This is a genomic window from Mycobacterium shigaense, from assembly GCF_002356315.1.
GTDB lineage: Bacteria > Actinomycetota > Actinomycetes > Mycobacteriales > Mycobacteriaceae > Mycobacterium > Mycobacterium shigaense.
In genome coordinates this window covers 4,713,000-4,735,410 of record NZ_AP018164.1, presented here as the reverse complement: position 1 = coordinate 4,735,410, position 22,411 = coordinate 4,713,000, and the positions used below count along the sequence as shown (strand labels likewise).

The window sequence follows — 22,411 nt, the reverse complement described above, 5'->3', positions numbered from 1 at the left end:
TTTTGCCGCTGACACCATGGGCGGTCATGACTTACTTCGCGCCGGGCGGACGCGCCCCGGACAACGCATCGAGAAACGACCGTGCCCAGCGGTCCACGTCGTGGGCGAGAACCTGGCGGCGCAGCGACCGCATTCGCCGGCGCCCCTCTTCGTCCGACTGGTTGAGCGCCGCCTCGATCACGTCCTTGACCCCCTCCAGATCGTGCGGATTGACCAGGTAGGCCTGACGTAATTCGGCTGCGGCGCCGGTGAATTCGGAGAGCACCAATGCACCGCCGAGATCGCTGCGGCACGCGACGTACTCCTTGGCGACCAGGTTCATCCCGTCCCGCAGCGGTGTGACCAGCATGACGTCGGCTGCGACGAAAAAGGCGATGAGTTCGCCGCGGGGCACCGGGCGGTGGATGTAATGCACCACCGGATGACCGACCTCGGCGTATTCGCCGTTGATGTGGCCAACCTGACGCTCGATGTCATTGCGCAACAGCCGGTAGGAGTCCACGCGTTCGCGGCTCGGGGTAGCCAGCTGGATCAACACGGTGTCGTCTCGCTTGGCCCGGCCCTCGGCGAGCAGCTCGGAGAAGGCCCTGAGCCGGACGTCGATGCCCTTGGTGTAGTCGAGCCGGTCGACGCCGAGCATGATCTTGCGCGGGTTACCCAGCTCTGCCCGGATCTCGCGCGCCCGGCGCCTGACGTTGCGGTCGCGGGCCGCCTGGTCGAGCGCGCCGGAATCGATGGAGATGGGGAAGGCGCCCACCCGAACCGTCCGGTCATTGAGCTCTACTTCACCGAAGCGGGTGCGTACGCCGACGGCTCCCCGCGACGTATTGGCGCCGATCAGCCGCCGGGACAGGATCAGAAAGTTCTGGGCGCCCCCGGCCAGGTGGAATCCGACCAAATCGGCGCCGAGCAGGCCCTGGATGATCTCGGTGCGCCACGGCATCTGCATGAAAAGCTCTACTGGCGGGAAGGGGATGTGCAGGAAGAAGCCGATGGTCACGTCGGGACGCAGCTCGCGCAGCATCTTCGGGACCAGCTGCAGCTGGTAATCCTGCACCCACACCGTGGCGCCCTCTGCGGCGGCGCGTGAGGTGGCCTCGGCGAAGCGACCGTTGACGTCGACGTAGCGCTCCCACCACTCGCGGTGGTAGGCGGGCTTGACGATGACGTCGTGGTATAGCGGCCACAGGGTGGCGTTGGAGAATCCCTCGTAGTACTCGGCGACATCGTCGGTCGACAGGCCCACCGGGTGAAGCTGTAGCTCGTCCTGCTCGATGGGGTCGTCACCCACGTCGACCTCGTCATTGGTGATGCCGGGCCAGCCCACCCAGGCCCCGCTGCGGCGGCGCAATAGCGGTTCCAGAGCTGTGACGAGCCCCCCGGGGCTGCGTTTCCAGGTGGTGCTGCCATCCGGTTGCCGCTCGAGGTCGACCGGCAACCGGTTGGCGACGACGACGAAGTCGGAATCCCCGAACTGCGGGGCCGTCGAATCATGGCCCCCTTTGGGAGCCATTTAGGTGTCGAGCTTTGCCGGCCCAATACCGAGCATGGACAGGAAGACGCGGCACTCGTCGGCATCTTCGGCGTACGCCGCGACGACCCGCCTGGCCTGGCTTGCGGTGCTGTCGGCCACCGGCTCTACATCGCCGATTTCGGCAGGATCAGATTTCGTAGGCATCACATAACTCTAGGCGAAGCGGGTCGTTCGCTCGCACGGATCTCGCGCGGTCCGCCGATGGGGGCCGGTGACCCATCCTGAAAATCCTTTCGAAACCCACGTGCTGTGGGCCGTTCATGTAAATGTCCGCATATGTTAACAAAATGACAATAATGGCCTGTTGAATTTCCCGATTACCCGGCGATCATCTCATGGAGATACGTGCTCGTGGGCTCCTGCGGTGGAAATCCCGAGCCAGCCGCCCGACGCAATGCCACGATTTCCGCGAGGCCCTTCGGCGAATATTCGCGGCGCCTCGCCGGTGGCGTGCCGGACCCGGTCCCGGCCGCCGCCGAGCACGTTCATCGAGTCCGAGCGCAACGCCGCCGTCACCGTTTCGACGTGCGAAGACACACCGCGCGCGCCCGTTATGCGCCGCCGGCGCGAGTCTCCGAAGCTCCGCACCAGCCGGTCTATTGGCGGACGGCAGTTGTTCAAAGGCAAAGCAGGATGCCACCGCGAGAAAGGCATTATCCTGAAGCCGCAGCGACCCATATTTTGACGTTGCGCTGCCGCCAAGACTTCGGGAGAAGAACATGGCTCTTACCCCAGCCGATGTTCATAATGTCGCGTTCTCCAGGGCGCGTGTTGGTAAGCGCGGCTATAACGAGCAAGAAGTCGATCTTTTCATCGATCTCGTCGAGCAAGAACTGATTCGGCACATCGAGGAAGACGCCGAACTGCGCCACCGCAACGCCGAACTGCGCAACCGCGACGGCGGGTTGAAAAAGCGGGAAGCCGAGCTTGCTCAGCGGGAGGCCGCCCTGCAGCAGCGCGAGTCCGAGTTACGTAAGCGCGAAGCCCAGACGCGAAAGCACCAAGCCCAGCTTGCCCACCAAGAGAGCCAGCTCGCCCAGCGCGCGACACCGCTTCCCCAGCAGGTAGCCCAAATTCGCTACCGGGAGGCTCAGGTTGCGCAGCGGGAAGCGCAATTCGCGCAACACCAAGCCCATCTCGCCCAGGAGGAGGCTCAGCTCGCCCAGCGCGAAGTCGAGGTTCGCCAGCGGCAGGCTGAGCTCGCCCGGTGGGAGAACGAGCTTCGCGAGCATGAGACCGACTTCGAGCGACAGGAAGTCCAGCTTGCCGAGCGGGGCGCCGAGCTGACCCAGCAGGAAGCAGAGCTGCGCGAGCAGGAGATCAAACTGCAGCAGCTGCTAGAACAGCTCCAAACGGCCGAACTGGGTCGGGAGACCACGACCAAGCAGGTGACGCGGCCTTACCCGCAGCAACTGCGGGCGGTGCCGACGCCCGTCGCCGTCAACGGTGCGGCGCACCTCGAGCAGACGCGGGTTGCTTCGGTGCACGGGCGCCACGACATAGAGCGCATGGCGATCCGGGCGGTCACCGACACCCTCGGCAACACCGTCACCGAGACCGTCCACGAGCGGACGCGCAGGAGCGCAATCGACAATGCCGCGGTGACGGTACCTGCCGACCCGTCCGATCAGATCGAGCAGCTGAAGAAAGAAAACGCGGAACTGAGCCGCTCGCTGGGCCTCATCAAATCCGCCGCGGCCCTTTTGGCTGCCGCACTCGACCAGCAGTAAGACGCGGTCCGCGCCGGACCGATGACCAACCCTCCGCTGCAGTCGTTACGCGCTGGTCGTAATGTGTAAACCGATACGCAGCAAGCCTGACAACGAGGTAGGCGGAATGACAGTCTCTGACCAAGCCGGCGCCGAGGCGGCCAACGCCAATGCCCACTCCCCGGAGTTGGTGGCCTACGAAACCCTCGACGAGGGCCGCATCGCACGGATCTGGCTCAACCGGCCCGAGGCTCACAACGCACAGAGCCGCGGGCTGCTGGTCCAGCTCGATGAGGCATTCGGGCGGGCCGAGGCCGACGACACCGTGCGTGTGGTGATCCTGGCGGCGCGCGGCAGAAACTTCTCCGCCGGCCACGACCTGGGCTCCGAACAGGCCCTGGCGGAGCGGGCGCCCGGACCGGGACAGCACCCGAGCTTCCGCTCGCGCGGCGCGACGTACGAGCCGATTATGGAAAAGCTGTACCACCAGGAATGGCACTTCTTCTTCGAGAACACTTGCCGCTGGCGCGATCTGCGCAAGATCACGATCGCTCAGGTGCAGGGCAACGCGATTTCGGCAGGCCTGATGTTGATCTGGGCCTGCGATCTGATCGTCGCGGCCGACAACGCGAAGTTCAGCGACGTGGTAGCGGTCCGTCTGGGCATGCCTGGCGTCGAATATTATGCGCACCCTTGGGAATTCGGCCCCCGTAAGGCCAAAGAGCTGCTGCTGACCGGTGATTCGATCGATGCTGACGAGGCCTACCGGCTGGGCATGGTATCCAAGGTCTTCGCTGTCGACGAATTGGCGGAAAAGACACTGGAATTCGCGCGGCGGATCGCCGAGCGGCCCACGATGGCGTCATTGCTCATCAAGGATTCGGTCAACGCCGCCTCGGACGCGATGGGATACACCGAGGCGTTGCGTCACGCGTTCCATGTCCACTTGTTGGGTCACGCCCACTGGGCGGCGTTCAACGAGAACCGTTGGCCGGTCGGTCAGCCGCCGCACGTCGAGGACTGGCGGAACGCGAAGCCGACCAAGCTGGCGCGCCGCGACACCCCCTAGCACCACGCGGAGGAGGGGCCTAACGAGACCGGGGGTAGCGATATTCGGCCCGAGGGCACATGCTTCTATAGCTAGAACTTGTTCCAGTTTGAGAGGGCCTCGCGTGCAGCTATCTTTCGAAGACCGGACGTATCTGATCACCGGCGGCGGCAGTGGAATCGGCAAGGGCATAGCCGCCGGCCTCGTGGCGGCCGGGGCTTCGGTCATGATCGTCGGCCGCAACCCGGACCGGTTGGCGGGCGCCGTCGAGGAAATCGAGCCGCTGGCCGCCAAGGGCGGCGCGATCCGCTACGAACCCACTGACGTCACCAACGAGGACGAGGTGTCCCGTGCGGTCGACGCCGCGACGGCCTGGCACAGCCGGTTGAACGGCGCCGTGCACTGCGCGGGTGGCTCGTTGACCGTCGGGCCGATCACCCACACCGACTCGGAGGCGTGGCGAAACACGGTCGACCTCAACGTCAACGGCACCATGTACGTGCTCAAGCACGTCTGCCGCGAATTGGTGCGCGGCGGTGGCGGCTCGTTCGTCGGGATCTCGTCGATCGCGGCCAGCAACACCCACCGATGGTTCGGTCCGTACGGCGTGACCAAGTCGGCGATCGACCACATGATGATGCTGGCGGCCGACGAGCTCGGGGAGTCCTGGGTGCGCGTCAACAGTGTCCGCCCGGGCCTGATTCGCACCGATCTCGTTGACGCAAGCGTGATTCAGTCACCGGAGATCAGTGCGGACTATGCCGTGTGCACGCCGCTGCCACGGGTGGGTGAGGTCGAGGACGTCGCGAATCTGGCACTGTTCCTGCTCAGCGACGCGGCCAACTGGATCACCGGACAGTGCATCAACGTCGACGGCGGCCACATCTTGCGCCGCGGCCCGGACTACTCCTCGATGATGGTGCAGATGTTTGGCGAGGAAGCGCTGCGCGGGGTCGTCTGAGCCGGGAGAAGAGGATGAAAAGACTTCACGGTAAACGAATCCTGGTCACGGGCGCCGCGTCGGGCATCGGTCAGGCAACCGCGCTGCGGCTGCTCGGCGAGGGCGCGACCGTCGTGGCCGCCGACGTCGCCACCGACGGCCTGGACACCACTCGGACCCGCTCGGGGACGGATGCGGACCGGCTGACCACCGTGCCGATGGATGTCGGTAACGAGGATTCGGTGATCGATGGTGTGTGCTGGGCCGTCGAGAAGCTCGGCGGCCTGGATTCGCTTGTCAACGCGGCCGGCATCCTGCGTGCCTGGCACACCCACCAGACCACCCTCGAGCAGTGGAATCAGATCATCGGCGTGAACCTGACTGGCACCTTTCTGGTCGTCCGGGAAGCGCTGCCGGCGCTGCTGGCGAATTCGCGCAGCGCGATCGTGAATTTCAGCTCCACCTCGGCGTCGTTCGCCCATCCATATATGGCGGCCTACGCCGCGAGCAAGGGCGGCATCCAGGCGTTCACCCATTCCTTGGCGCTGGAATATGCGAAGGAGGGTCTGCGCGCGGCGTGTGTGGCGCCTGGCAGCATCAAGTCCGGGATCACCGATGCCACTGGCGGATACCTCCCGACAGACGCGGACTGGTCGCTGTTTCCCCGCCTGATGCCGATTCTGCCGACGACGACGGAATCGAGCGGCGCGGGCATGGCCGAGCCCGACGCGGTGGCCGGGGTGATCGCCATGCTGGTGTCCGACGATGGAGCGTGGATCACGGGCACGGAAATCCGCATGGACGGCGGCACGCACGCCTAGTTCGATCGCGGCGGCTCGCGGCGCCCGGCGGTGATCGCAGCTAATTGACGCAGGGCACCCCGCCGCCGTCGATGGGCTTGCCCTGGTCGGGGGTCGGGTAGGTCGGGGTGCCGTAGCCGTCAGCCCACTTGCTGTTCGACTTGGTCGACGTCGTCGTGGTGGTGGACGAGCTGTCGTCCGCGGTCTCATCCTGGGGCGGCATCGTGAAATTGGTGTCGACCGTGAGCTGGATATGGCCCGGCTTGATGTCGGGGTCTGGCTGGCTGGGCGCCTGCATGCCCAGCAGGGTCGCCAGATTGCGGGCATCGGCGCCGGCGCCGGCGCCGTAGCGGATCTCGGAGTTGGTCGGCTCCCCGGAGTCGCGGTCGCGGACCTGCCCGGCGGTGTAGCCGGACTTCTTCAGAGCGTGAGACACCTCGGAGGCAAGCCCGCTGGTGCTGCCGGAATTGATCACGTCGACGACGGTGTCCGGGCTGGGTTTGGCGGCGGTGGTGGGGGTTCGGGTGGTCGACGGATCGCCGCCGATCGCCGCGGCGACTTCGGCCTTGATCGCGGCCGGGTCGATGATGTTGACGTCCTGTTCGTCGATGGTGTCGTAGCGCACCACCGGCAGCGTGCGGAACTCGACCTGGCCGGTTCCCGTCGCGCCGGCCAGCGCACCCAGCCGACGGATCAGGTCGTCGTTCCAGCCGGAGGACAGCACCACGTCCTTGCGCGCAACCGCCATCAGGCTCTTGAGCTTGTCCAAGTTGGTGAAGGTGCCGGCATCCTGCAGCTCGCGCATCACCGACGAGATGAATGCCTGCTGTCGATGGGTACGGTCCAGGTCACCGTTGTCCAGGCCGTGGCGCTGGCGGACGAACGCCAGCGCCTGTGACGCGTTCAACCGCTGTGGGCCGGCGGGAAAATCGGCGCCCGAATACGAGTCGTACACCTCGTGGTTCAGGCAAACGTTCACCCCGCCCAGGGACTGGGCCAGGTCGTAAAAACCGGCCAGGTTGATCTCGGCGAAGTAGTCGATCGGCACGCCGGTCAGGGTTCGCACCGCCTTCAGCGTCGCCGCCCGCGCCGCCTCGCGTCCCTTCGTCTCGAGTTCCTTCTGGCTGCTGATGCCCTGGTTGGCCAGCTTCTGCGCGACGTACTGCTTGGTGAGCCCGTAGGCCTCCTTGATCTTGATGTGGTTGTAGCCGGGGACACCGTTCCACGCCACCCAGTCGTCGCGGGGGATCGAGAACGCGACGACCTTCTCGTCGGCGCCCACGTGCACCAGTATCAGCGTGTTGGTGTTGTAGCCGCCGTCGTCGGAATCGCCCGCGTGCAGCTGCTTCAGGATCGAGTTGGGCAGGTCGTTGCCGTCCTGGTCTTTGCGGGAATCCAGGCCGATCAGCAAGATGTTCATCTCGTTGCCGCTGGATCGCGGATCCTCCGCCGTCAGGGCACCCGACACGGTGATGCCGCCGAGCGCCCCGTGGGCGACGTAGTAGCCCGCCCCGGTCATCAGCACCGCGCCCAGCGACACGATGGTCGCGAGGCCGCGCGTCAGTGCTTTGCGGAGCGGTGACGGCTGACGAACAGCTCGATGCCGATGACGCGAACCGCCAGAGCCTGCCATCAGATACCCCGACCTGTTACCCGTGCATCACCGGATACCGCTACGGCGGTTTGCGGCGATGCGGCGGAAAGCATGAGGTCAAGTATGCGGTAGCCAGCTGAGAAGGCTCCAATCGCGGCGGCCCGCGAACAGGGCTTTCGCTGGGCGGTGTGGGCCGGCTCACGGGCCCACCCATTCGAGCACCGCGGCAGCGATCTTTCCGCTACCAGCACATTCTCGCTACGATGCGCCGAGCTTGCGGTCCGGGAGAATCCCGGCGAAGTTTCGGGAGGTGCATGTGGTTGACGAGATCGAGCCCCATTCGTCACCGGGCGGAGACCACGGATTGCGCGGCTGTTGGGCGCGGATCCCGCCGGGCGCGCGGCTGGTCATCCCCATCGCCCTGTTGCTGGCCGTGGTGGTGGTCAGCTTCTACAACTGGGTGCGGCCCGCTCGCGACGACTGGTCGCGACTGCCGAGCCGACTCGTCTGCCAGGTGCAGTCCGGGCCGGCCCCGCCGCCGTCGCTGACGGTGGCCTCCGTCGACGTCGCTCATCCTCGGGGCAACGTCCTGGCGCTGACCGTCCACTTCGTCGAGCCGCTGGCGCCGGGCGACCAGCTGGTCTACAGCCTCGCCAACAACGGATTACCCTTCGCCGCCCTGACCCACCAGCAGGGCGGCAACGACTTGGCCATCCGCAACGTGCGCCAGCCGGGCGGCGCCGATATCCGGTCGGGCAAGGGCACGAGCGCGGCCCTAACCCAGCCCGATGCTGTCGAGATGGTGCTCGACCTGACCAAGTTCGGGATCGAACAAGAGTTGGTCAGCCCCGCGTTGACCGTCTCGTCGTCTGGCTACGCGATGCAGATCTGCCACGGCTAGCCAAACATGTTTGGGGCCAAAAGGCTTCATGCCCGTCGCTCAGCAGAATAGGTACTCGATGTGCCAGCGGCCGTTCACGTAGCCGGCCTCGTACTGACCGCCCAGCTGCGGGTTGGCGTCGTGAATCACGCCGGTGCCTCCGATGTTGGGCGCGAAGCCAGGTGGGTCCCAGGTGACGGACCGCGGGTTGGGCGGCATGGTCGGTGTGCACCTGACCTGCTTGGCGTTGTAGCCGTCGATGATCTTTTGCTCGGCGGTCGCCTGGTCCCCGGCTTCCGGCGGCGGGTCGTTGGCGCACAACGTGTTTGAGCCGCAGATGCTGCGCCACGCATTGACCGGTGCCACCCGGTCGACGGGCGCGGCCGATGCCAGCAGTACCGTCACGGCCAGCCCTGTCCCGATGCCGATGCGCATAGTTCCTCCTGGGGAACGGCTATCGGACCTTTTCCAGGTCCTCGCCCGAGCGATAGAAGATTTCGATGTTCGACCTAGTCACGATCTCCGCGAGGAAGATGCCGAGCGGTTCGATCTCGTAGTAGTAGTGCACGTAGCCGCGGGTGTCCAACGCGGACGCGCACGACAGCCCCGGCGCGCCGCATCGTGCCTTGATCGGAATCGCGAGCACCGCAAGACCCACGAGGAGGACGATCGCGAGCACGGCGTGGACCTTGTTCAGGGTCCGGCGCGCTTGCTGGATCTGGGGCACGGGTTGCAGTGTATGCGGAACATCAAGCGATTCTGGGGAAGTAGGGTTTCTCAACGATGGCTAATGCAAGCGCTGACGACCTGTCGTCGTCGCACCAGCGCATCGAGGTGTTGGGCAATATCGGGCCCAACTGGTTCGCCTCGGTCATGGGCACGGGAATTGTCGCCACGGCCGGGGCCGCGCTGCCGGTTCATGTGTCGGGCCTGCGTGTTTTTGCTGAGATCGCCTGGGTAGTCGCCGCCGTCTTGCTGGTGCTGCTGATCGTCGTGGTGGGCGGCCACTGGCTGCGCCATCCGACGGTGGCGCGCGGTCATGCCCGCAACCCGCAGATGGCCCACTTCTACGGGGCTGCGCCGATGGCGCTGATGACCGTCGGTGCGGGCGCGGTGCTGGTCGGCCGGGATCTGATCGGTGAGCGTGTTGCCGTGGATGTGGATTGGCTGCTGTGGACTGCCGGCACGCTCGGCGGACTGTTCACCGCGGTCAGCATTCCGTTTCTGATGTTCACCCAGCACGAGGTCGAACCCGACGCCGCATTCGGTGGCTGGCTGATGCCGGTGGTCCCGCCCATGGTGGCGGCCGCGACGGGCGCGTTGTTGCTGCCGCATATCGCGGGGCACACCGCTCGCCAGACCATGCTCTACGGCTGCTATGCGATGTTCGGCTTGTCGTTGGTGGCCTCGTTGAACATCATCGCGATGATCTGGAGCCGACTGGTCTTGTACGGCACCTCGGGCACTGCGCGGGTGCCTACACTGTGGATCGTGCTCGGCCCGCTTGGCCAATCCATCACGGCTGCAGGGCTTCTCGGCGCCGCCGCCGGCCGGGCCGTCGAACCCGACGTGGCCGATGCCATGAATACGTTTGCGATTCTGTTCGGTGTGCCGCTGTGGGGCTTCGCCGTGCTGTGGATTGCGCTGGCCACCGCGCTCACGGTGCGCACCTTGCGGCGCGGAATGCCGTTCGCCTTGACCTGGTGGAGCCTGACGTTCCCGGTCGGCACCTTCGTCACAGGCACCTCGCAACTTGCGGTGCACACGCATCTGCCGGCGTTCGCGGTCGCCGCGACAGCGGCCTACGCCGGTCTGCTGTTCACCTGGCTGCTGGTGGCCATCCGCACCGCCCGGGGCAGCCTGCGCGGAAATCTGCTCAAGCTGCCACCCAGCAGCGCGCCGATCAAGGCCCACAAGGACCCGGTGACCTGATCGCTGCTCGTTTGAACCCACCGGACCGGCGGGTAGGCGATGTTGATGTTGACGGCCGAAGACCGGGGTGTCCGATCCGCAGCCGCCAGTTCAAACGGAGGTAACACATGCGCGCCGAAGAAGGCGACGAGACACTGAAAGACTACGCCGCCGAGGGAGAGCAGGCGCTGGACAAGATGAAAGACTCTGAGCGCGAACCGAGTCTCGTGGGCCGCATTGTCGGCCGCATCAGCAAGGTCTTTCGCGGCAACTAGGGGCGAATAGGACTGGGCCACGCGGCAGCCCGAACGCCCTCGGGATGGTGCCTCCGGCGCTGCAGGGGCGAGTGTATGCCCACCAGAACGCGAAATATCATGGCACACAGACGAACACGTGATATCTGTGCGCTCCGGTCGCTTGCCGCGCAGCGGCGGTGCGTGATGTCGACAACCACCTAGCAGCGCGCGAGCCCCCCAGCAATGCTCCGTGCGCAGGCCGATTTTCGGCACGCCCTACCATCTACTAATGACGACGGCACCCGAACAGTTCTCGACTCCCGGGCTGGGCGGTGTGCGCATTGTCTCCGACCGCCAAGGTGACCCGGGCGCCCGCGCGGTCGTCTTCTTGCACGGCGGCGGGCAGACGCGGCGTTCGTGGGGTCGGGCGGCCGCCGCGGTTGCCAAACGTGGCTGGCAGGCCGTCACGATCGACCTGCGCGGGCACGGCGAATCCGACTGGTCGAACGAGGGTGACTATCGCGTCGTCAGCTTCGCTGCCGACGTCGCCGAAGTGCTGCGCGGTCTGCCTCCGCAGCCGGTTCTGGTCGGCGCTTCCCTGGGCGGGTTCACCTCGATGCTGTTGGCGGGGGAACTTTCGCCGGGCATCGCCAGCGCGATCGTTCTGGTCGACATCGTGCCGAATATGGAGCAATCTGGGGCGAATCGCATTCACAACTTCATGTCTGATCGGGTGGAGTCGGGTTTCGGCTCTCTCGAGGAAGTCGCGGACGCGATCGCCGAATACAACCCACACCGCCCCCGACCCACGGACCTTGACGGCCTGACCACCAACCTGCGCCGCCGCGGTGACCGTTGGTACTGGCATTGGGATCCGCAATTCATCAGCGGCGCCGCGGCCTTTCCGCCATTCGAAGTCACCGACGCGGACCGCATGCATGCGGCCGTCGAGGCGATCCTGCGCGGCGGCGTTCCCATGCTGCTGATTCGGGGCCAGGTCAGCGACCTGGTGAGCCAGGAGCGCGCCGACGAATTCCTGGCCCGTTTCCCGCAGGTCGAATTCAGCGACGTCCGGGGCGCTGGTCACATGGTCGCCGGCGATCGCAACGATGTGTTCGCCGATGCGGTCCTGGACTTCCTGGGCCGCCACGTCGACGCTGGATAATCTGGTTTGGATCCCAGGTCAGACGAGAGAGACAGGCGATGGAGCAGTCTCAGCCGCCCGATGAACACGTGGTCGCTGTTCCCGCCGACATCCGGGCGCGCGTCATGCCCGCGGTGCTCGACGAGTTGGTGCGTTGGGGTGTCGAGCGATTCAGCGTCGAGGCCATGGCTGAGCGCCACCGCCTCGATCCCGCACTGATCTACCAGTATTGGAGCAATCGCCAACAGCTCATCGTCGATGCCGCGCTGGCCGACATGGAGGAGCTGGCTTCGGCCACCGACACCGGCTCGTTGCGCGGAGATCTGTTGGCATTGGCGCGAATAGTGGTCGAACGGGCCAACAGCGATGTCGGCCGGACTTTGCTGCGGTCGTTGGTGATAGATCGTGCTGGATATCACGACGAAGAAACTCGAATGATGTTCTGGCGGGCGCGTTATTCGATCGTCCGCGGGGTGGTGGATCGGGCGAAGAAGCGCGGCGAGGTGCGCGGCGGCGTGAACGCCCTGGTGGCGGTCCAGCTCGTGATGGCGCCTCTGAACGTGCGGGCCCTGTACTCCGACGCGGTCATCAACCGGGAGTACTACGAGGCAGTCGCCGATCTGGTGTGGCATGCACTCGCCAGCAAATAAGCGCCGGTGGCAATAAAGCATTCTCGCGCATTCGTAATGCCGGTCTTGCCAACGGCTTCGGGCGAGAACCTTTTCCGCCTCCACCACTCTTCGTCAGGCGGCGGGTTCATCCGGATTGGTACTATGCAGGCCGTCTTGAACAGAGGAGAGTGCGTGGCCAGACCGCGGTTGCGAGGGTGGGGGCTTCTTTGCGCCGCGGCGACGTTCATGGCCGTGTTCGCGAACACCGCGGTGGCAGACGCGGCGGCCCCCAGGCCCGCGCCGGGCATGCGGGTGCAGGACGAAAACATGAAGTGCACAGCAAGTTTCGCGGCCCGCGGCGACGACGGCAGCTACTACTTCATTACCAGTGGGCACTGCGACCCGCGCGACGGCTCGGCCTGGACCTACGCGCAGGGCGTTCCGTTGGGCACGATCACCGCCAGCGAGAATGAGGGCGGCAACATCGACGCCGCGATCATCCGCCTGGACCCGAGTATCGGTGTGCCCGCGGCTGATATCGGTGGCAGGCCGGTCTACGGCGTGTACGCCTCCGACGACATCAAAGTCGGCATGCCGTTCTGCAAACTGGGTGCCGTGACCGGTGAGACATGCGGCGTCGTCACGAGCGTCCACGACGACGGCGTGGTCGAAGCCAGCGTCTTCAGCCTCGACGGCGACAGTGGCAGTCCCGGCTTCGTCAAGAATCTCGATGGAACCGTCGGCGCGGTCGGCATCTTGACGGGATCCCCGAACGGAGACGACAACACGTCGTACTTCGTGCCGGTGTCCCCGCTGCTCGTCAAGTGGGGTTTGCGGCTCCTGCCGTGACTGAGCGAACGACCGTTTCGCCGACGTTACATCTGGGTATTCGGCGACGCGATGTCCAGAACAGCGGGCTCGCGTTGAGCGAGCAGGGTCCGCGCGTGTCGTCCAGGCGATGCGATGTATCGGCACCAGTGACGCAAAGGAGAGCAGTTGTGAAACGTTAGATCGTGGTCGGCGTAGCCGGCGTGGCCATGGTGGTCGCGGCTTGCGCCGGCTGTTCGAGCAACAAGTCCAACTCGGGCGCGTCCTCGGGCGCCTCGTCGAGCGCGGCGGCACCGGCCGGTCCCCAGCTGACCGTCGACGGCCAGAACCAGAACATCAGCGGCGTGATCACCTGCAACACGGCGAACGGCGTCATCACGATCGGCGTCGGCGACGCGACGGCAGGCATCGGCGCGGTGCTCGGCACCGACAACCCACCCATCGTCCACTCGGTCGGTCTGGGCAACGTCAACGGCGTCGCGCTCGGTTTCTCCGACAACGCTCCTAACCAGGCCAGCAACGCGGGAGCCGCCGTCAGCGGCAAGTACTACGCGATCAAGGGCACCGCAACGGGAACCGATCTGAGCAATCCCCAGCAGCCGCAGACGGTGACTAAGCCATTCGAATTGGACGTGACCTGCCCGTAGCGCAGGCGATCGTAGAAGGGACACAACTTTGTCTATGAAACGTGTCGTCAGCGCGGCCGCGGTCGCGGCCGGTCTTGGCATATCCGCAATGACACTGAACCCGGTGCTGGCCAACGGTGCCCCGCAAGACCCGCCACCGCCGTGCCCCAACTGCCACAGCGGTGGCCCCGGCGGGGGCGGCGGCGCGCCGGCCCCGCAGAACCCGCCGCAGACTCACGGGCCGCAGGCCCCGCAAACGACCCAGCCGCCGGCTACTCAGTCCACCCAGCCGCCGGTGACGCAGTCCACCCAGCCGCCGGTGACGCAGTCCAGCCAACCGCCGGCTACCCAGTCCACCCAACCGCCGGGGACTCAATCCACGCAGCCGGGTACGCAGAGCACCCAGCCGTCGTGGTCGCACCCCAGCGAGCAGCCGCGGACCGAAACGACGCAACCCGGCAACCAGAGCACTGCCCCGAGCGCGCAGACGACGGCGCCGGTCCGCGGCGGCCCTAATAACCAGCCGTCCCGGCCCGAGGAGCGCCCGGCCCTCAACCCGCCGAGCACCCAGCGGCCGCATCCGCCTTACGTGCCGCCGCGCAACGACTTGGTCAGCGCGAGCGCGCAAATCGGCGGTCCCGCCGGGGACGTCCGGGTCAACTTCGCCGTCCCGGGGCGCGGCGCGCCGCCACCGCCGCGGGAGCGCGGCTGGGGCTGGAACGACGGTCCGCCGCCGCACCGCCCGCCGCCCAACTGGGAAGGCCCGCCGCCTCCAGGGGGTTGGGACGGTCCGCCGCCTCCGGGAGGGTGGAACCGCCCGTGGGATGGGCCGCCGCGTGACGTGGCCGTCGCCCGTGCCGACTTCGGCCCGTTCAACTACGACACCTTCACGGTGGTCCCGGTCTTCAACTGGCAGTACGGCGGTTGGGGCTACTGGTTCTTCGGTGTCTGGGTTCCGCTGTATTGATCAACCCTTCGTGAGAGCCGCCCTGGCATTCGTCGGGGCGGCTTTCACGCTGTGCGGACCCGGGCCAGGATGAGCGCATGAACACGATGGAGAAGCGGTTCGTCAGGGTCGGTCGCGAGGGCGGCGTCGCCACGATCGAGGTGATCAACTCCAAATCGCTGAACATCATCGGCTCCGGCGCCATCGCGGAACTGACCGTGGCATTTCACGCGATCGGCCAAGACGACGACGTGCGCGTCGTCGTCCTGCGCGGGGCGGGGGAGCAGGCGTTCATCGGCGGCGCCGACATCAACGAGATGGTCACGCTCGACCGAATCGGCGGTGAGGCGTTCATCCGCCGGCTCGCGGCCTTTTGCGAAGCGGTCCGCGAATGCCCCGTTCCGGTCATCGCCCGGCTCGCGGGCTGGTGCCTCGGCGGCGGTCTGGAGGTCGCGATGTGTTGTGATCTGCGTATCGCCGAAGCCGGCGCCAAATTCGGGATGCCGGAAGTCGCGGTCGGAATCCCGTCGGTGATCCACGCGGCGTTGCTGCCGGTCTTGATCGGCGCCTCACACGCGGGCTGGATGCTGTTGACCGGCGAAACCATCGACGCCGCAACGGCTTACACGTGGGGCCTGGTGCACCAGGTGGTGGCCGCCGACGGGCTCGACGCGCGCATTGCCGAGCTCGCCGCCAAGCTCGCCGGATACGGTCCGCATGCGGTCCGCCAGCAAAAGCGGCTACTCAACACGTGGTTCGACATGACGACGCACGACGCGATCGAGGACAGCGTCGAACAGTTCGGCCTGGCGTTCCTGACGGGGGAGCCGCAACGTCACATGCGGGCATTCCTGTCGCGCAGGCGGTAGCCGTGGCGGGTTACTGCGGGTGGCTTGCGAGGTAGTCGCCGACCGGAACCGGTGATTCCGCGGCATATCCGATGGGCAGCAACACATCCCCGGCGGTCGTGACGAAGTACACGTCCCAGCGGTAGAACGTCGCGAACGCGGCGGGATCGGCAGCGATCAGCGCCGCGTAGTCGTCGACGGCCTGGACGTATTGGTGGGCGTGGTTGTACTGGTAGAGGGCGTGATCGTGGTCGTTGGCGAAGCCGTTGGCGGCAAGGTAGCGGCCCGCCGCCATGATGCTGTCGCGGGGGACATTAACGTCGCCGCCGTTTCCGTAGGAGGCGAACGTCGACGGCAAGAACTGCATCGGACCTTGCGCCCCCGCCGTGCTCGCGCCGCGGATGCTGCCGAACCGCGTCTCGACCAGGTTGATCGCGGCTAGATAGTTCCACGCGACGCCGGACTCGGCCTCCGCCGCGTGGTAGTCGCCCATCAGCTCGTCGGCGGGGGCGGGCGGGTCGATTCGCCACGCGGGCAACGTGTCCCGCACGTTCGCCATCGCCTGCAGCTGCCGGCGGGCGTCGACATTGCCGTCGTAGACACCGGCCAACGCCGCCGGGATTCTCGGCCGGATGGTCCCGTCCCATTCGGGGTGCCGACCGATGGCGCGGTAGGCCGCCTGCTCGCGGTGCGCCGCCGCGACCAGCGCCGGCTCCGGCGTTGCCGGGTCGCGCAGCGCGCGCTCGTCGGCGACGAGGTCGTCGGCCAGCTGCGCCGGATCCGCGGCCAGCGCGGGCTGCGCCCCCAGCGGCGGCGGGGCGGCGGTTGCAGTCGACTGGGTGGCGAGCGCGAGCCCGATCATCGTGCCGACGGCCAGCACCGCGCCGCGTTTCACTTGCCGGTCCGTTCGCGGTGCTTGCATCCCGGCCAGCAGCAGGGCCGGCGCTTGCCTTCCTCGAGTTCCTCCTGGGTGCGGCGGATGCGGCGCTCCCGCGTCTTGTCCTGCTTGGCGTTCTCGACCCAGCAGATGAACTCGTTACGCGCTAACGGCGTGATGTCGTTCCAGGCGTCCAGCGCGGTGGCGTTGGTCAGCAGGGCCTGGCGTAGGTCCGTCGGCACCGTGTGCACCACGCCGCCGGGCACCTGCTTGCTGCTCACCGGGACAGGGTAACCCCGCCGTGTCCTGGAGACCGCTGACGATGCGGCTGTTGAGCGCACCAAAGGTGTTGCCGGTGGGCCATTTTGATTGCCGCTAGGCGGCCGGGGCGTCCGCGGGCTAGTCTTTTGCGCGTCGTGTCCGGGGCCGAGGAGGGCGGTGTGACCGTTCGTTGGTCGCAGAGAACAGGGCTGACCGTTGCCCTGGTGATGGCCGCACTGGCGCATCCGGCGACGGCGGCGGCCGCGGCGCCACCCGCACCGGGCATTCAGGTGAGCGATGAAATCCTCAAGTGCACAGCCGGTTTCGCGGCCACCGGCAACGACGGTGGTTACTACATGTTGACCAGCGGACACTGCGACAGCCACCGGGATTCGCTGTGGAAATACGAGGAGAACGTTCCGCTCGGAAAGATCAGCGCCAGCGAGGAGGAGGGTGACCGCAAGGACGCCGCCGCCATCCGGCTTGACCGCGGCGTCGGCAGGCCGGTCGGCGATGTCGGCGGCAGGCGAGTCCGGGACGTGTGGGGCGCCGCCCAGATTCAACCGGGCACCCCGTTCTGCAAGCTCGGCGCGATAACCGGGGAGACGTGCGGCGCCATCAAGAACATCGACGGCGAGGTCGTCGAAGCCAGCGTGTACGCCCTCAATGGAGACAGCGGCAGCGCGGGCTTCGTGAAGAACGACGACGGTACCGTCAGCGCGGTCGGCATCTTGATGGGCTCGCTCACGAGCGACGACAACACGACATATTTCGTGCTCGTGCAGCCGCTGTTGGACCGCTGGGGATTGCGCATTCTGGCCTAGTCAACCGCGGCAAAAGTGCTGTTCGATAGACGTCGCGACGCTGCCGGGTAGGCTGATACAGACTTGGGGGCCGAACTAAGGGTCCGGCGGCTTCGGAGATTCCGGCGGCATGGGCCGCAGCAGATCGGATCGGGGAATTAGGTAACGGCGTCTTGGGTAATGGCGAAGTTTAAGGTAACGGCAAAACCGTCGCTACCTGCACGCACCGGTTTCGGTGGTGGCCAGATCCCGCAGCGGCGCGGTTCTGAGAGAGGTCACACGGTGAAAGCACTCGGGTTGGCGGCGGCAGTCGTCGTGGCTTTCGCACCGCTGACGGCGGTGGTAGCCCTGACGCCCGGCGTGGCTGAGGCGGCTCCGTGTGCCGGCCCCGGGTCGAACCCCGTCTCCTGCCAGCACTGCCGTTTCTATGTGTCGGCGTATCACACGGCGAACGTCTGCGACTCGGCGCCGGCACCGCGCCCCGCCCAAACTCAGAGCCCGGCGCCGGTGCAGATTCCGGAACCCGTGAACCTCCCGCCGGAACCACTCCCGACGGTCGTTCCGACCACTCCGGCGCCCCCGACCTCGGTCGGCCCGCAGACCCCGACGATCAGCCCGCCGGGTGCCGGCTCACCCCGCGTCGCGGCGTTGGTGCCCCCGCCGAAGGGTATGGATGCGCCGCCGCCGGCGGTCGCGGCCGCCAGGGGCGCACCGGCGACGCGGATCAACCCGGCGAGCCCGCCGCCGCCGCCGATGCAGGTCTACGACTTCGGCCAGCGAGTGCAAAACGTCGTCGACGCCCACAGCGGCAACATCGACATCGTCAAGGTGGGTGGCCAGGCGGTGGCTCGCCCGCGGCATTGGGACTACATCGAGTACGACGACTACGGCCGCCCAACGCTGTTCAACCCGCTCGACGAGGCGATGTCCTTCCGCTATTTCTACGATGGCGCCTACCGGGAGGTTTTCGTGCCGTCGGGTGGCCGGATCGTCTTCGACGGCGCGGCCCCGGGCCTGTTCCCGTTCACCGCGGTCGGCGAGAGCCACCTGGCGGCGGGCAGTTTCTTCGGCGGGGCCTCGGTCCCGCTGGGCGCGGGGGAGGGCAAACCGCCGCCAGACTACAAACTGCCGGTTCCCCCGGCGGTGTACCCGGACGTACTGATCTCCGTGCCCGCCGATAACCAGACCGTGCAAGTCGGCCAGGTGGAGGTCGTGGGTCGCGACGAGCATCAGCCCCCGGGCAGTCAGGACACCTTCCTGCTCGACGACTCCACCTTGGCGTGGGGTCAGATCAACGATCCCGCCGGCTCCACGCAGATCAAGGTGACCAAGGCCCAGCCGCTCCCCGGCTACGGGCCCACCGACCGGGGCAGCTATCTGGTGGCGCTGGCCACCCGTCAGGATTTGGCCGCCCAGCCCGCCCCGCCGCCCAAACCCTGGTGGCCGTCGGTGCTGGGCTACGGAAGCTTGGCCGTCGCGCTCATCGTCATCTTCTGGTTCATGGGCCGCCGGGGCCGCAGCGCGGAGGACAACGCCGGCCTGTAGCCGCCGCCCGGTCCCGCTGCGGCAATACGTAATCCAGCAGATGTATGCCCTGACGCGGGCTTGATGTGAATGGGCACGCCGCATAGTAGTTTTGGACCATACGTGGCACACCTTCTGTATGGTGAGCCCATGGATTGCTCGGCGCTGGGAAATTCGACCGCGCGGGGTAGGACGGCGCTGCTCGGCCTTCCGTTCGACGATCCCGACGACGTCATTCGGGCCGCCGTCGCGGAGGCGAGCGTCCCGGCCTTGTTGATGTCGATGGTGCACATGACCGGTGACATGGGTCTGCTGGACGAGCTGCCCGGGCCGTACTTGCTCATCGCGATGGACCTGCAGGGCGCCATGAGCGAGCCGGACAAGCAGAAGGTGCGTGACCGCGCGTTCGAGGTGATCCGCGATTACCGGGATCGCGGCTGCCCGCCGCCGTTCGTTCCAGACGCCGAGCAGATGCGGGTGATGTTAGGCGTGATGTCGGCGGGGACGGTAACCGAGGAGTTTGTTGACTACGTCGCCGCGGACTTGCGGCTCAGCGATGCCGACGAGGACGGACCGGTGCTGGCGTCGACTCCGGAGCAGCGCCACGACTTTCCGGTCGTCGTCATCGGCTGCGGCGAGGCCGGCCTGCTGGCCGGGATCAAGCTCAAGCGGGCCGGTGTGCCGTTCACGATCGTGGAGAAACAGTCCGCGGTGGGCGGGACCTGGTTGGCCAACCGCTACCCGGGTTGCCGCGTCGACATCGCCAATCAGTACTACGCCTACTCGTTCGAACCGACCGATCACTGGACGCACTACTACTCCGAGCAACCCGAGATTCTGCGGTACCTGCAGGACGTCGCCGCTAAGCACCACATCGTGGCCCACGTGCGGTTCGATACCCAGGTAACCGGCGCGACCTGGGACGAAGAATCGGCGACTTGGCGGGTGACGATTCAAGGCTCCGACGGCAGCGCCGAGACCCTGACGGCGCGTGCCCTGATCTGCGCCGTGGGGCAGTTCAGCAACTCAGTGATCCCAGATATCGAGGGCGCCAATGTCTTTCGTGGTCCGTCGTTCCACACCGCGGATTGGCGCGCTGACGTCGACCTGACGGGCAAGCGGGTTGCCGTCATCGGCGCGGGCGCCAGCGGGTTCCAACTGGTGCCCGCCATCGCGGACATCACACGGAAGGTCGACGTCTACCAGCGCACCGCGCAGTGGATGGCGCCCAACCCGATTTACCACGACGTCATTCCCGACGGGGCCAGGTGGGCGATCCGCCATCTGCCGTACTACGGACGCTGGCTGCGGTTCGTGTCGTGGTGGCCGATCGCCGACGCGCTCGACGAGCAGGTGCGGATCGACCCCGAATGGGACAACGGCGGCCTGTCCTGTAGCGAGTCGAATCACGCAATACGCGAGATGTTTATCGCATGGATGCGGGTCTTCTGCACCGACGAGGAGCTGTTGGCGAAGGTCACGCCGAACTACCCACCGATGGGCAAGCGGACGTTGCAAGACAACGGGACCTGGCTCACCACGCTGCAGCGGCCGGACGTCGAGCTGATCACCGACGGCATCGCGGAAATCACCCCCGACGGGGTCACCACCATCGACGGACTGCACCGCCGCGCCGACGTGTTGGTGTGGGCCACCGGTTTCGACGTCAACCATCAACTTGGCCCGATCAACGTGCGCGGGCTCGACGGCGTGGACCTCAATGCGGCATGGGGGGATTCGGCGTACGCCTATCTGGGCGTCACGGTGCCGGGATTCCCGAATTTCTTCTGCATGTACGGTCCGGGCACCAATGCGGTCAACGGTGCCAGCATCATCTACAACTCGGAGTGTCAGATGCGCTACATCATGGGGTGCATCGACATGGTGGTGGCCGGCGGCTACGGTTCGGCCATGCCGCGGGTGCAGGTGTGCGACGACTACAACCGGCGAAGCCAGGAGCGGCTGAAAACAATGGTGTATAGCCACCCTGCCGTCACCAGCAGCTACTACAAGAACGCCGCGGGCGGGTTGCCTACGTTGTACGGGTTCCGCATCTTCGACTACTGGCGCTGGACGAGGCGCCCGGATCCGGCTGATTACGAACTGCGGCCGGCGGCGGCAGGGCGGGGTCTGCGATGACGGCACCGGAGTCATTCCCGATAGCCGTGCCCGATTCCGCCCTCGACGAGCTGCGCAGGCGCCTGGACAATGCGCGTTGGCCGGCCGAGCTGGCTGACAGCGGGTGGGACTACGGAACCGAGCAGGCCTTCCTGCGGACGATCGTCGAGCGCTGGCGCGCCGGATATGATTGGCGGGCAACCGAATCCGAGCTGAACGGGTGGGGCTCGCAGATCACGACCGCGGCCGGACAGCGAGTCCACCTGCTGCACGCCCGCTCCGGCGACGCCGATGCGATCCCGCTCGTGCTGGTGCACGGATGGCCGGGGTCTATCGTCGAGTTCCTCGACGTGCTTCCGGCGCTGCGGGAACGCTTCCACGCCGTCGTGGTCTCGATGCCCGGCTACGGCTTCTCGGGTCCGACGACGCAGCGGGGCGTCGATGTCGCCAAGGTCGCCGCCGCTGTCGACGACGTGATGTCCCAGCTCGGCTACGACCGCTATCTCGCCCAGGGCGGCGACTGGGGCGCGATCGTCGTCCGCCACCTCGGGGAGCACTACGCGCCACGCGTGGCGGCCATCCACACCAACATGCTGTTCGCCCCCTTCGCCGGTGACGGCGCCGACGCGATGACAGGGGTGACGGAAGGCGAACTCGCCGCGATCGTCTCGTCCGCCGACCGCCTCGCCGATGGGACGGCCTACTTGCAGATCCAGTCCACCCGTCCGCACTCGTTAGGCTTCGGACTCGACGATTCCCCGTTGGGCCTGGCCGGCTGGATCCTGGAGAAGTTCCACGCCTGGTGCGACATCCGCGAGGGCATGCCCATCCGAACCGATCGCCTGATCGACAACCTGATGATGTACTGGCTTACCGGCACGGCGACGTCGGCTGCGCGGTTGTATTGCGAGGCCGACCGCGCCGGCAACTCGGCGCTGAGCGAATGGCACGGCCGGGTCGATGTCCCGACCGGCTACGCGGTGTATCCCTTCGAGTTGCTGCAAACGCCTCGCGTGTGGGCCGAACGCCGTTACAACCTGGTGCATCACGCCGTACAGGACCGCGGCGGACACTTCGCCGCATTCGAACAACCGCAATTGTTCGCGGCCGACGTCAACGCCTACGGAGACAAACTCCGCGAACTCGGGGTGTTCTGAGCGCGGGGGTGCGGGG

24 protein-coding genes are annotated in these 22,411 nt (G+C 66.7%); 17 read left to right on the top strand and 7 right to left on the bottom strand.

Features of this window, described 5'->3' with window-relative positions; genetic code table 11:
* Positions 1-31: 31 nt before the first annotated feature.
* Together MSG_RS22235 and MSG_RS22230 are read right to left on the bottom strand one after the other, a co-directional pair.
* Complete coding sequence (locus tag MSG_RS22235) at positions 32-1,513, bottom strand: alpha,alpha-trehalose-phosphate synthase (UDP-forming) (protein ID WP_096443074.1); 1,482 nt, start codon at positions 1,511-1,513, stop codon at positions 32-34.
* Positions 1,514-1,678 carry a hypothetical protein gene (locus MSG_RS22230; protein ID WP_096443072.1) on the bottom strand — a complete coding sequence of 55 codons (165 nt, stop codon included), beginning with the start codon at positions 1,676-1,678 and terminating at the stop codon, positions 1,514-1,516.
* 575 nt (positions 1,679-2,253) lie between these two features.
* On the opposite strand from MSG_RS22230, the gene MSG_RS22225 reads away from it, so the two are divergent.
* The 4 genes from MSG_RS22225 (at position 2,254) to MSG_RS22210 (ending at position 6,052) form a co-directional block, all read left to right on the top strand.
* Entirely contained in the window at positions 2,254-3,264 is a 1,011-nt protein-coding gene (locus MSG_RS22225) for a DivIVA domain-containing protein (RefSeq protein ID WP_096443070.1), read from the top strand.
* A 106-nt stretch (positions 3,265-3,370) separates the two neighbouring features.
* The gene (locus MSG_RS22220) at positions 3,371-4,312 is read left to right on the top strand and encodes an enoyl-CoA hydratase (protein ID WP_096443068.1); all 942 of its coding nucleotides are present in this window, start codon (positions 3,371-3,373) and stop codon (positions 4,310-4,312) included.
* A gap of 103 nt (positions 4,313-4,415) precedes the next feature.
* Positions 4,416-5,252: an SDR family oxidoreductase gene (locus MSG_RS22215; protein ID WP_096443067.1), complete on the top strand. Its 837-nt coding sequence runs from the start codon at positions 4,416-4,418 to the stop codon at positions 5,250-5,252.
* A 14-nt stretch (positions 5,253-5,266) separates the two neighbouring features.
* The gene (locus tag MSG_RS22210) at positions 5,267-6,052 is read left to right on the top strand and encodes an SDR family NAD(P)-dependent oxidoreductase (protein ID WP_096443065.1); all 786 of its coding nucleotides are present in this window, start codon (positions 5,267-5,269) and stop codon (positions 6,050-6,052) included.
* Positions 6,053-6,092: 40 nt separating this feature from the next.
* Here the strand turns inward: MSG_RS22210 and MSG_RS22205 are convergent, their stop codons facing one another.
* Positions 6,093-7,664: an LCP family protein gene (locus tag MSG_RS22205; protein WP_096443063.1), complete on the bottom strand. Its 1,572-nt coding sequence runs from the start codon at positions 7,662-7,664 to the stop codon at positions 6,093-6,095.
* A 277-nt stretch (positions 7,665-7,941) separates the two neighbouring features.
* Between MSG_RS22205 and MSG_RS22200 the strand changes: the two genes are divergently transcribed.
* Entirely contained in the window at positions 7,942-8,526 is a 585-nt protein-coding gene (locus tag MSG_RS22200; RefSeq protein WP_096443061.1) for a hypothetical protein, read from the top strand.
* Positions 8,527-8,565: 39 nt separating this feature from the next.
* Here MSG_RS22200 and MSG_RS22195 read toward each other — a convergent pair whose 3' ends face one another.
* Positions 8,566-8,940, bottom strand: coding sequence for an integrase (locus MSG_RS22195; protein WP_096443059.1), 375 nt, complete (start codon positions 8,938-8,940; stop codon positions 8,566-8,568).
* A gap of 19 nt (positions 8,941-8,959) precedes the next feature.
* Entirely contained in the window at positions 8,960-9,223 is a 264-nt protein-coding gene (locus tag MSG_RS22190; protein WP_373421170.1) for a hypothetical protein, read from the bottom strand.
* A 65-nt stretch (positions 9,224-9,288) separates the two neighbouring features.
* Here MSG_RS22190 and MSG_RS22185 point away from each other — a divergent pair, with 65 nt between their 5' ends.
* The 8 genes from MSG_RS22185 to MSG_RS22155 all read left to right on the top strand — a co-directional run bounded on the left by MSG_RS22185 (position 9,289) and on the right by MSG_RS22155 (position 15,676).
* Positions 9,289-10,437: a TDT family transporter gene (locus MSG_RS22185; protein ID WP_096443057.1), complete on the top strand. Its 1,149-nt coding sequence runs from the start codon at positions 9,289-9,291 to the stop codon at positions 10,435-10,437.
* Between the two features lie 107 nt (positions 10,438-10,544).
* A complete protein-coding gene (locus tag MSG_RS25245) occupies positions 10,545-10,691 on the top strand; it encodes a hypothetical protein (RefSeq protein WP_162899266.1) in 147 nt (48 codons plus the stop codon).
* Positions 10,692-10,941: 250 nt separating this feature from the next.
* Positions 10,942-11,817: an alpha/beta fold hydrolase gene (locus MSG_RS22180; RefSeq protein WP_181159176.1), complete on the top strand. Its 876-nt coding sequence runs from the start codon at positions 10,942-10,944 to the stop codon at positions 11,815-11,817.
* 38 nt (positions 11,818-11,855) lie between these two features.
* Complete coding sequence (locus MSG_RS22175; protein ID WP_096443055.1) at positions 11,856-12,446, top strand: TetR-like C-terminal domain-containing protein; 591 nt, start codon at positions 11,856-11,858, stop codon at positions 12,444-12,446.
* Positions 12,447-12,569: 123 nt separating this feature from the next.
* Positions 12,570-13,256, top strand: coding sequence for a S1 family peptidase (locus tag MSG_RS22170; RefSeq protein WP_096443054.1), 687 nt, complete (start codon positions 12,570-12,572; stop codon positions 13,254-13,256).
* A 188-nt stretch (positions 13,257-13,444) separates the two neighbouring features.
* Positions 13,445-13,882, top strand: a complete 438-nt coding sequence (locus tag MSG_RS22165; protein ID WP_170063201.1) for a lipoprotein LpqH — start codon at positions 13,445-13,447, stop codon at positions 13,880-13,882.
* 34 nt (positions 13,883-13,916) lie between these two features.
* Positions 13,917-14,828 carry an MAP_0585 family protein gene (locus tag MSG_RS25240; RefSeq protein WP_170063178.1) on the top strand — a complete coding sequence of 304 codons (912 nt, stop codon included), beginning with the start codon at positions 13,917-13,919 and terminating at the stop codon, positions 14,826-14,828.
* Between the two features lie 77 nt (positions 14,829-14,905).
* A complete protein-coding gene (locus tag MSG_RS22155; RefSeq protein WP_096443052.1) occupies positions 14,906-15,676 on the top strand; it encodes an enoyl-CoA hydratase in 771 nt (256 codons plus the stop codon).
* Positions 15,677-15,686: 10 nt separating this feature from the next.
* Here the strand turns inward: MSG_RS22155 and MSG_RS22150 are convergent, their stop codons facing one another.
* Together MSG_RS22150 and MSG_RS22145 are read right to left on the bottom strand one after the other, a co-directional pair.
* Entirely contained in the window at positions 15,687-16,517 is an 831-nt protein-coding gene (locus MSG_RS22150) for a lytic transglycosylase domain-containing protein (protein WP_232011325.1), read from the bottom strand.
* A gap of 29 nt (positions 16,518-16,546) precedes the next feature.
* On the bottom strand, positions 16,547-16,813 hold the full coding sequence (locus tag MSG_RS22145; protein ID WP_096443048.1) for a YdeI/OmpD-associated family protein: 267 nt from the start codon (positions 16,811-16,813) through the stop codon (positions 16,547-16,549).
* 159 nt (positions 16,814-16,972) lie between these two features.
* On the opposite strand from MSG_RS22145, the gene MSG_RS22140 reads away from it, so the two are divergent.
* The 4 genes from MSG_RS22140 (at position 16,973) to MSG_RS22125 (ending at position 22,395) form a co-directional block, all read left to right on the top strand.
* Complete coding sequence (locus tag MSG_RS22140) at positions 16,973-17,617, top strand: S1 family peptidase (RefSeq protein ID WP_096444726.1); 645 nt, start codon at positions 16,973-16,975, stop codon at positions 17,615-17,617.
* A gap of 261 nt (positions 17,618-17,878) precedes the next feature.
* The gene (locus tag MSG_RS22135; RefSeq protein ID WP_096443046.1) at positions 17,879-19,141 is read left to right on the top strand and encodes a hypothetical protein; all 1,263 of its coding nucleotides are present in this window, start codon (positions 17,879-17,881) and stop codon (positions 19,139-19,141) included.
* 129 nt (positions 19,142-19,270) lie between these two features.
* On the top strand, positions 19,271-21,259 hold the full coding sequence (locus MSG_RS22130) for a flavin-containing monooxygenase (RefSeq protein ID WP_096443044.1): 1,989 nt from the start codon (positions 19,271-19,273) through the stop codon (positions 21,257-21,259).
* A complete protein-coding gene (locus MSG_RS22125; RefSeq protein WP_096443042.1) occupies positions 21,256-22,395 on the top strand; it encodes an epoxide hydrolase family protein in 1,140 nt (379 codons plus the stop codon). Before MSG_RS22130 ends, MSG_RS22125 begins: the two co-directional genes overlap by 4 nt.
* Positions 22,396-22,411 lie beyond the last annotated feature (16 nt).

Bases quoted from the DNA above. Each gene is read 5' to 3' on its own strand.
- MSG_RS22195 (WP_096443059.1), bottom strand. From the start codon at position 8,940: ATGCGCATCGGCATCGGGACAGGGCTGGCCGTGACGGTACTGCTGGCA.
- MSG_RS22185 (WP_096443057.1), top strand. From the start codon at position 9,289: ATGGCTAATGCAAGCGCTGACGACCTGTCGTCGTCGCACCAGCGCATC.
- MSG_RS22175 (WP_096443055.1), top strand. From the start codon at position 11,856: ATGGAGCAGTCTCAGCCGCCCGATGAACACGTGGTCGCTGTTCCCGCC.
- MSG_RS22130 (WP_096443044.1), top strand. From the start codon at position 19,271: ATGGATTGCTCGGCGCTGGGAAATTCGACCGCGCGGGGTAGGACGGCG.
- MSG_RS22210 (WP_096443065.1), top strand. From the start codon at position 5,267: ATGAAAAGACTTCACGGTAAACGAATCCTGGTCACGGGCGCCGCGTCG.
- MSG_RS22125 (WP_096443042.1), top strand. From the start codon at position 21,256: ATGACGGCACCGGAGTCATTCCCGATAGCCGTGCCCGATTCCGCCCTC.
- MSG_RS22155 (WP_096443052.1), top strand. From the start codon at position 14,906: ATGAACACGATGGAGAAGCGGTTCGTCAGGGTCGGTCGCGAGGGCGGC.
- MSG_RS22170 (WP_096443054.1), top strand. From the start codon at position 12,570: ATGCAGGCCGTCTTGAACAGAGGAGAGTGCGTGGCCAGACCGCGGTTG.
- MSG_RS22235 (WP_096443074.1), bottom strand. From the start codon at position 1,513: ATGGCTCCCAAAGGGGGCCATGATTCGACGGCCCCGCAGTTCGGGGAT.
- MSG_RS22150 (WP_232011325.1), bottom strand. From the start codon at position 16,517: ATGATCGGGCTCGCGCTCGCCACCCAGTCGACTGCAACCGCCGCCCCG.
- MSG_RS22180 (WP_181159176.1), top strand. From the start codon at position 10,942: ATGACGACGGCACCCGAACAGTTCTCGACTCCCGGGCTGGGCGGTGTG.
- MSG_RS22230 (WP_096443072.1), bottom strand. From the start codon at position 1,678: ATGCCTACGAAATCTGATCCTGCCGAAATCGGCGATGTAGAGCCGGTG.
- MSG_RS22205 (WP_096443063.1), bottom strand. From the start codon at position 7,664: ATGGCAGGCTCTGGCGGTTCGCGTCATCGGCATCGAGCTGTTCGTCAG.
- MSG_RS25245 (WP_162899266.1), top strand. From the start codon at position 10,545: ATGCGCGCCGAAGAAGGCGACGAGACACTGAAAGACTACGCCGCCGAG.
- MSG_RS25240 (WP_170063178.1), top strand. From the start codon at position 13,917: ATGAAACGTGTCGTCAGCGCGGCCGCGGTCGCGGCCGGTCTTGGCATA.
- MSG_RS22165 (WP_170063201.1), top strand. From the start codon at position 13,445: ATGGTGGTCGCGGCTTGCGCCGGCTGTTCGAGCAACAAGTCCAACTCG.
- MSG_RS22225 (WP_096443070.1), top strand. From the start codon at position 2,254: ATGGCTCTTACCCCAGCCGATGTTCATAATGTCGCGTTCTCCAGGGCG.
- MSG_RS22220 (WP_096443068.1), top strand. From the start codon at position 3,371: ATGACAGTCTCTGACCAAGCCGGCGCCGAGGCGGCCAACGCCAATGCC.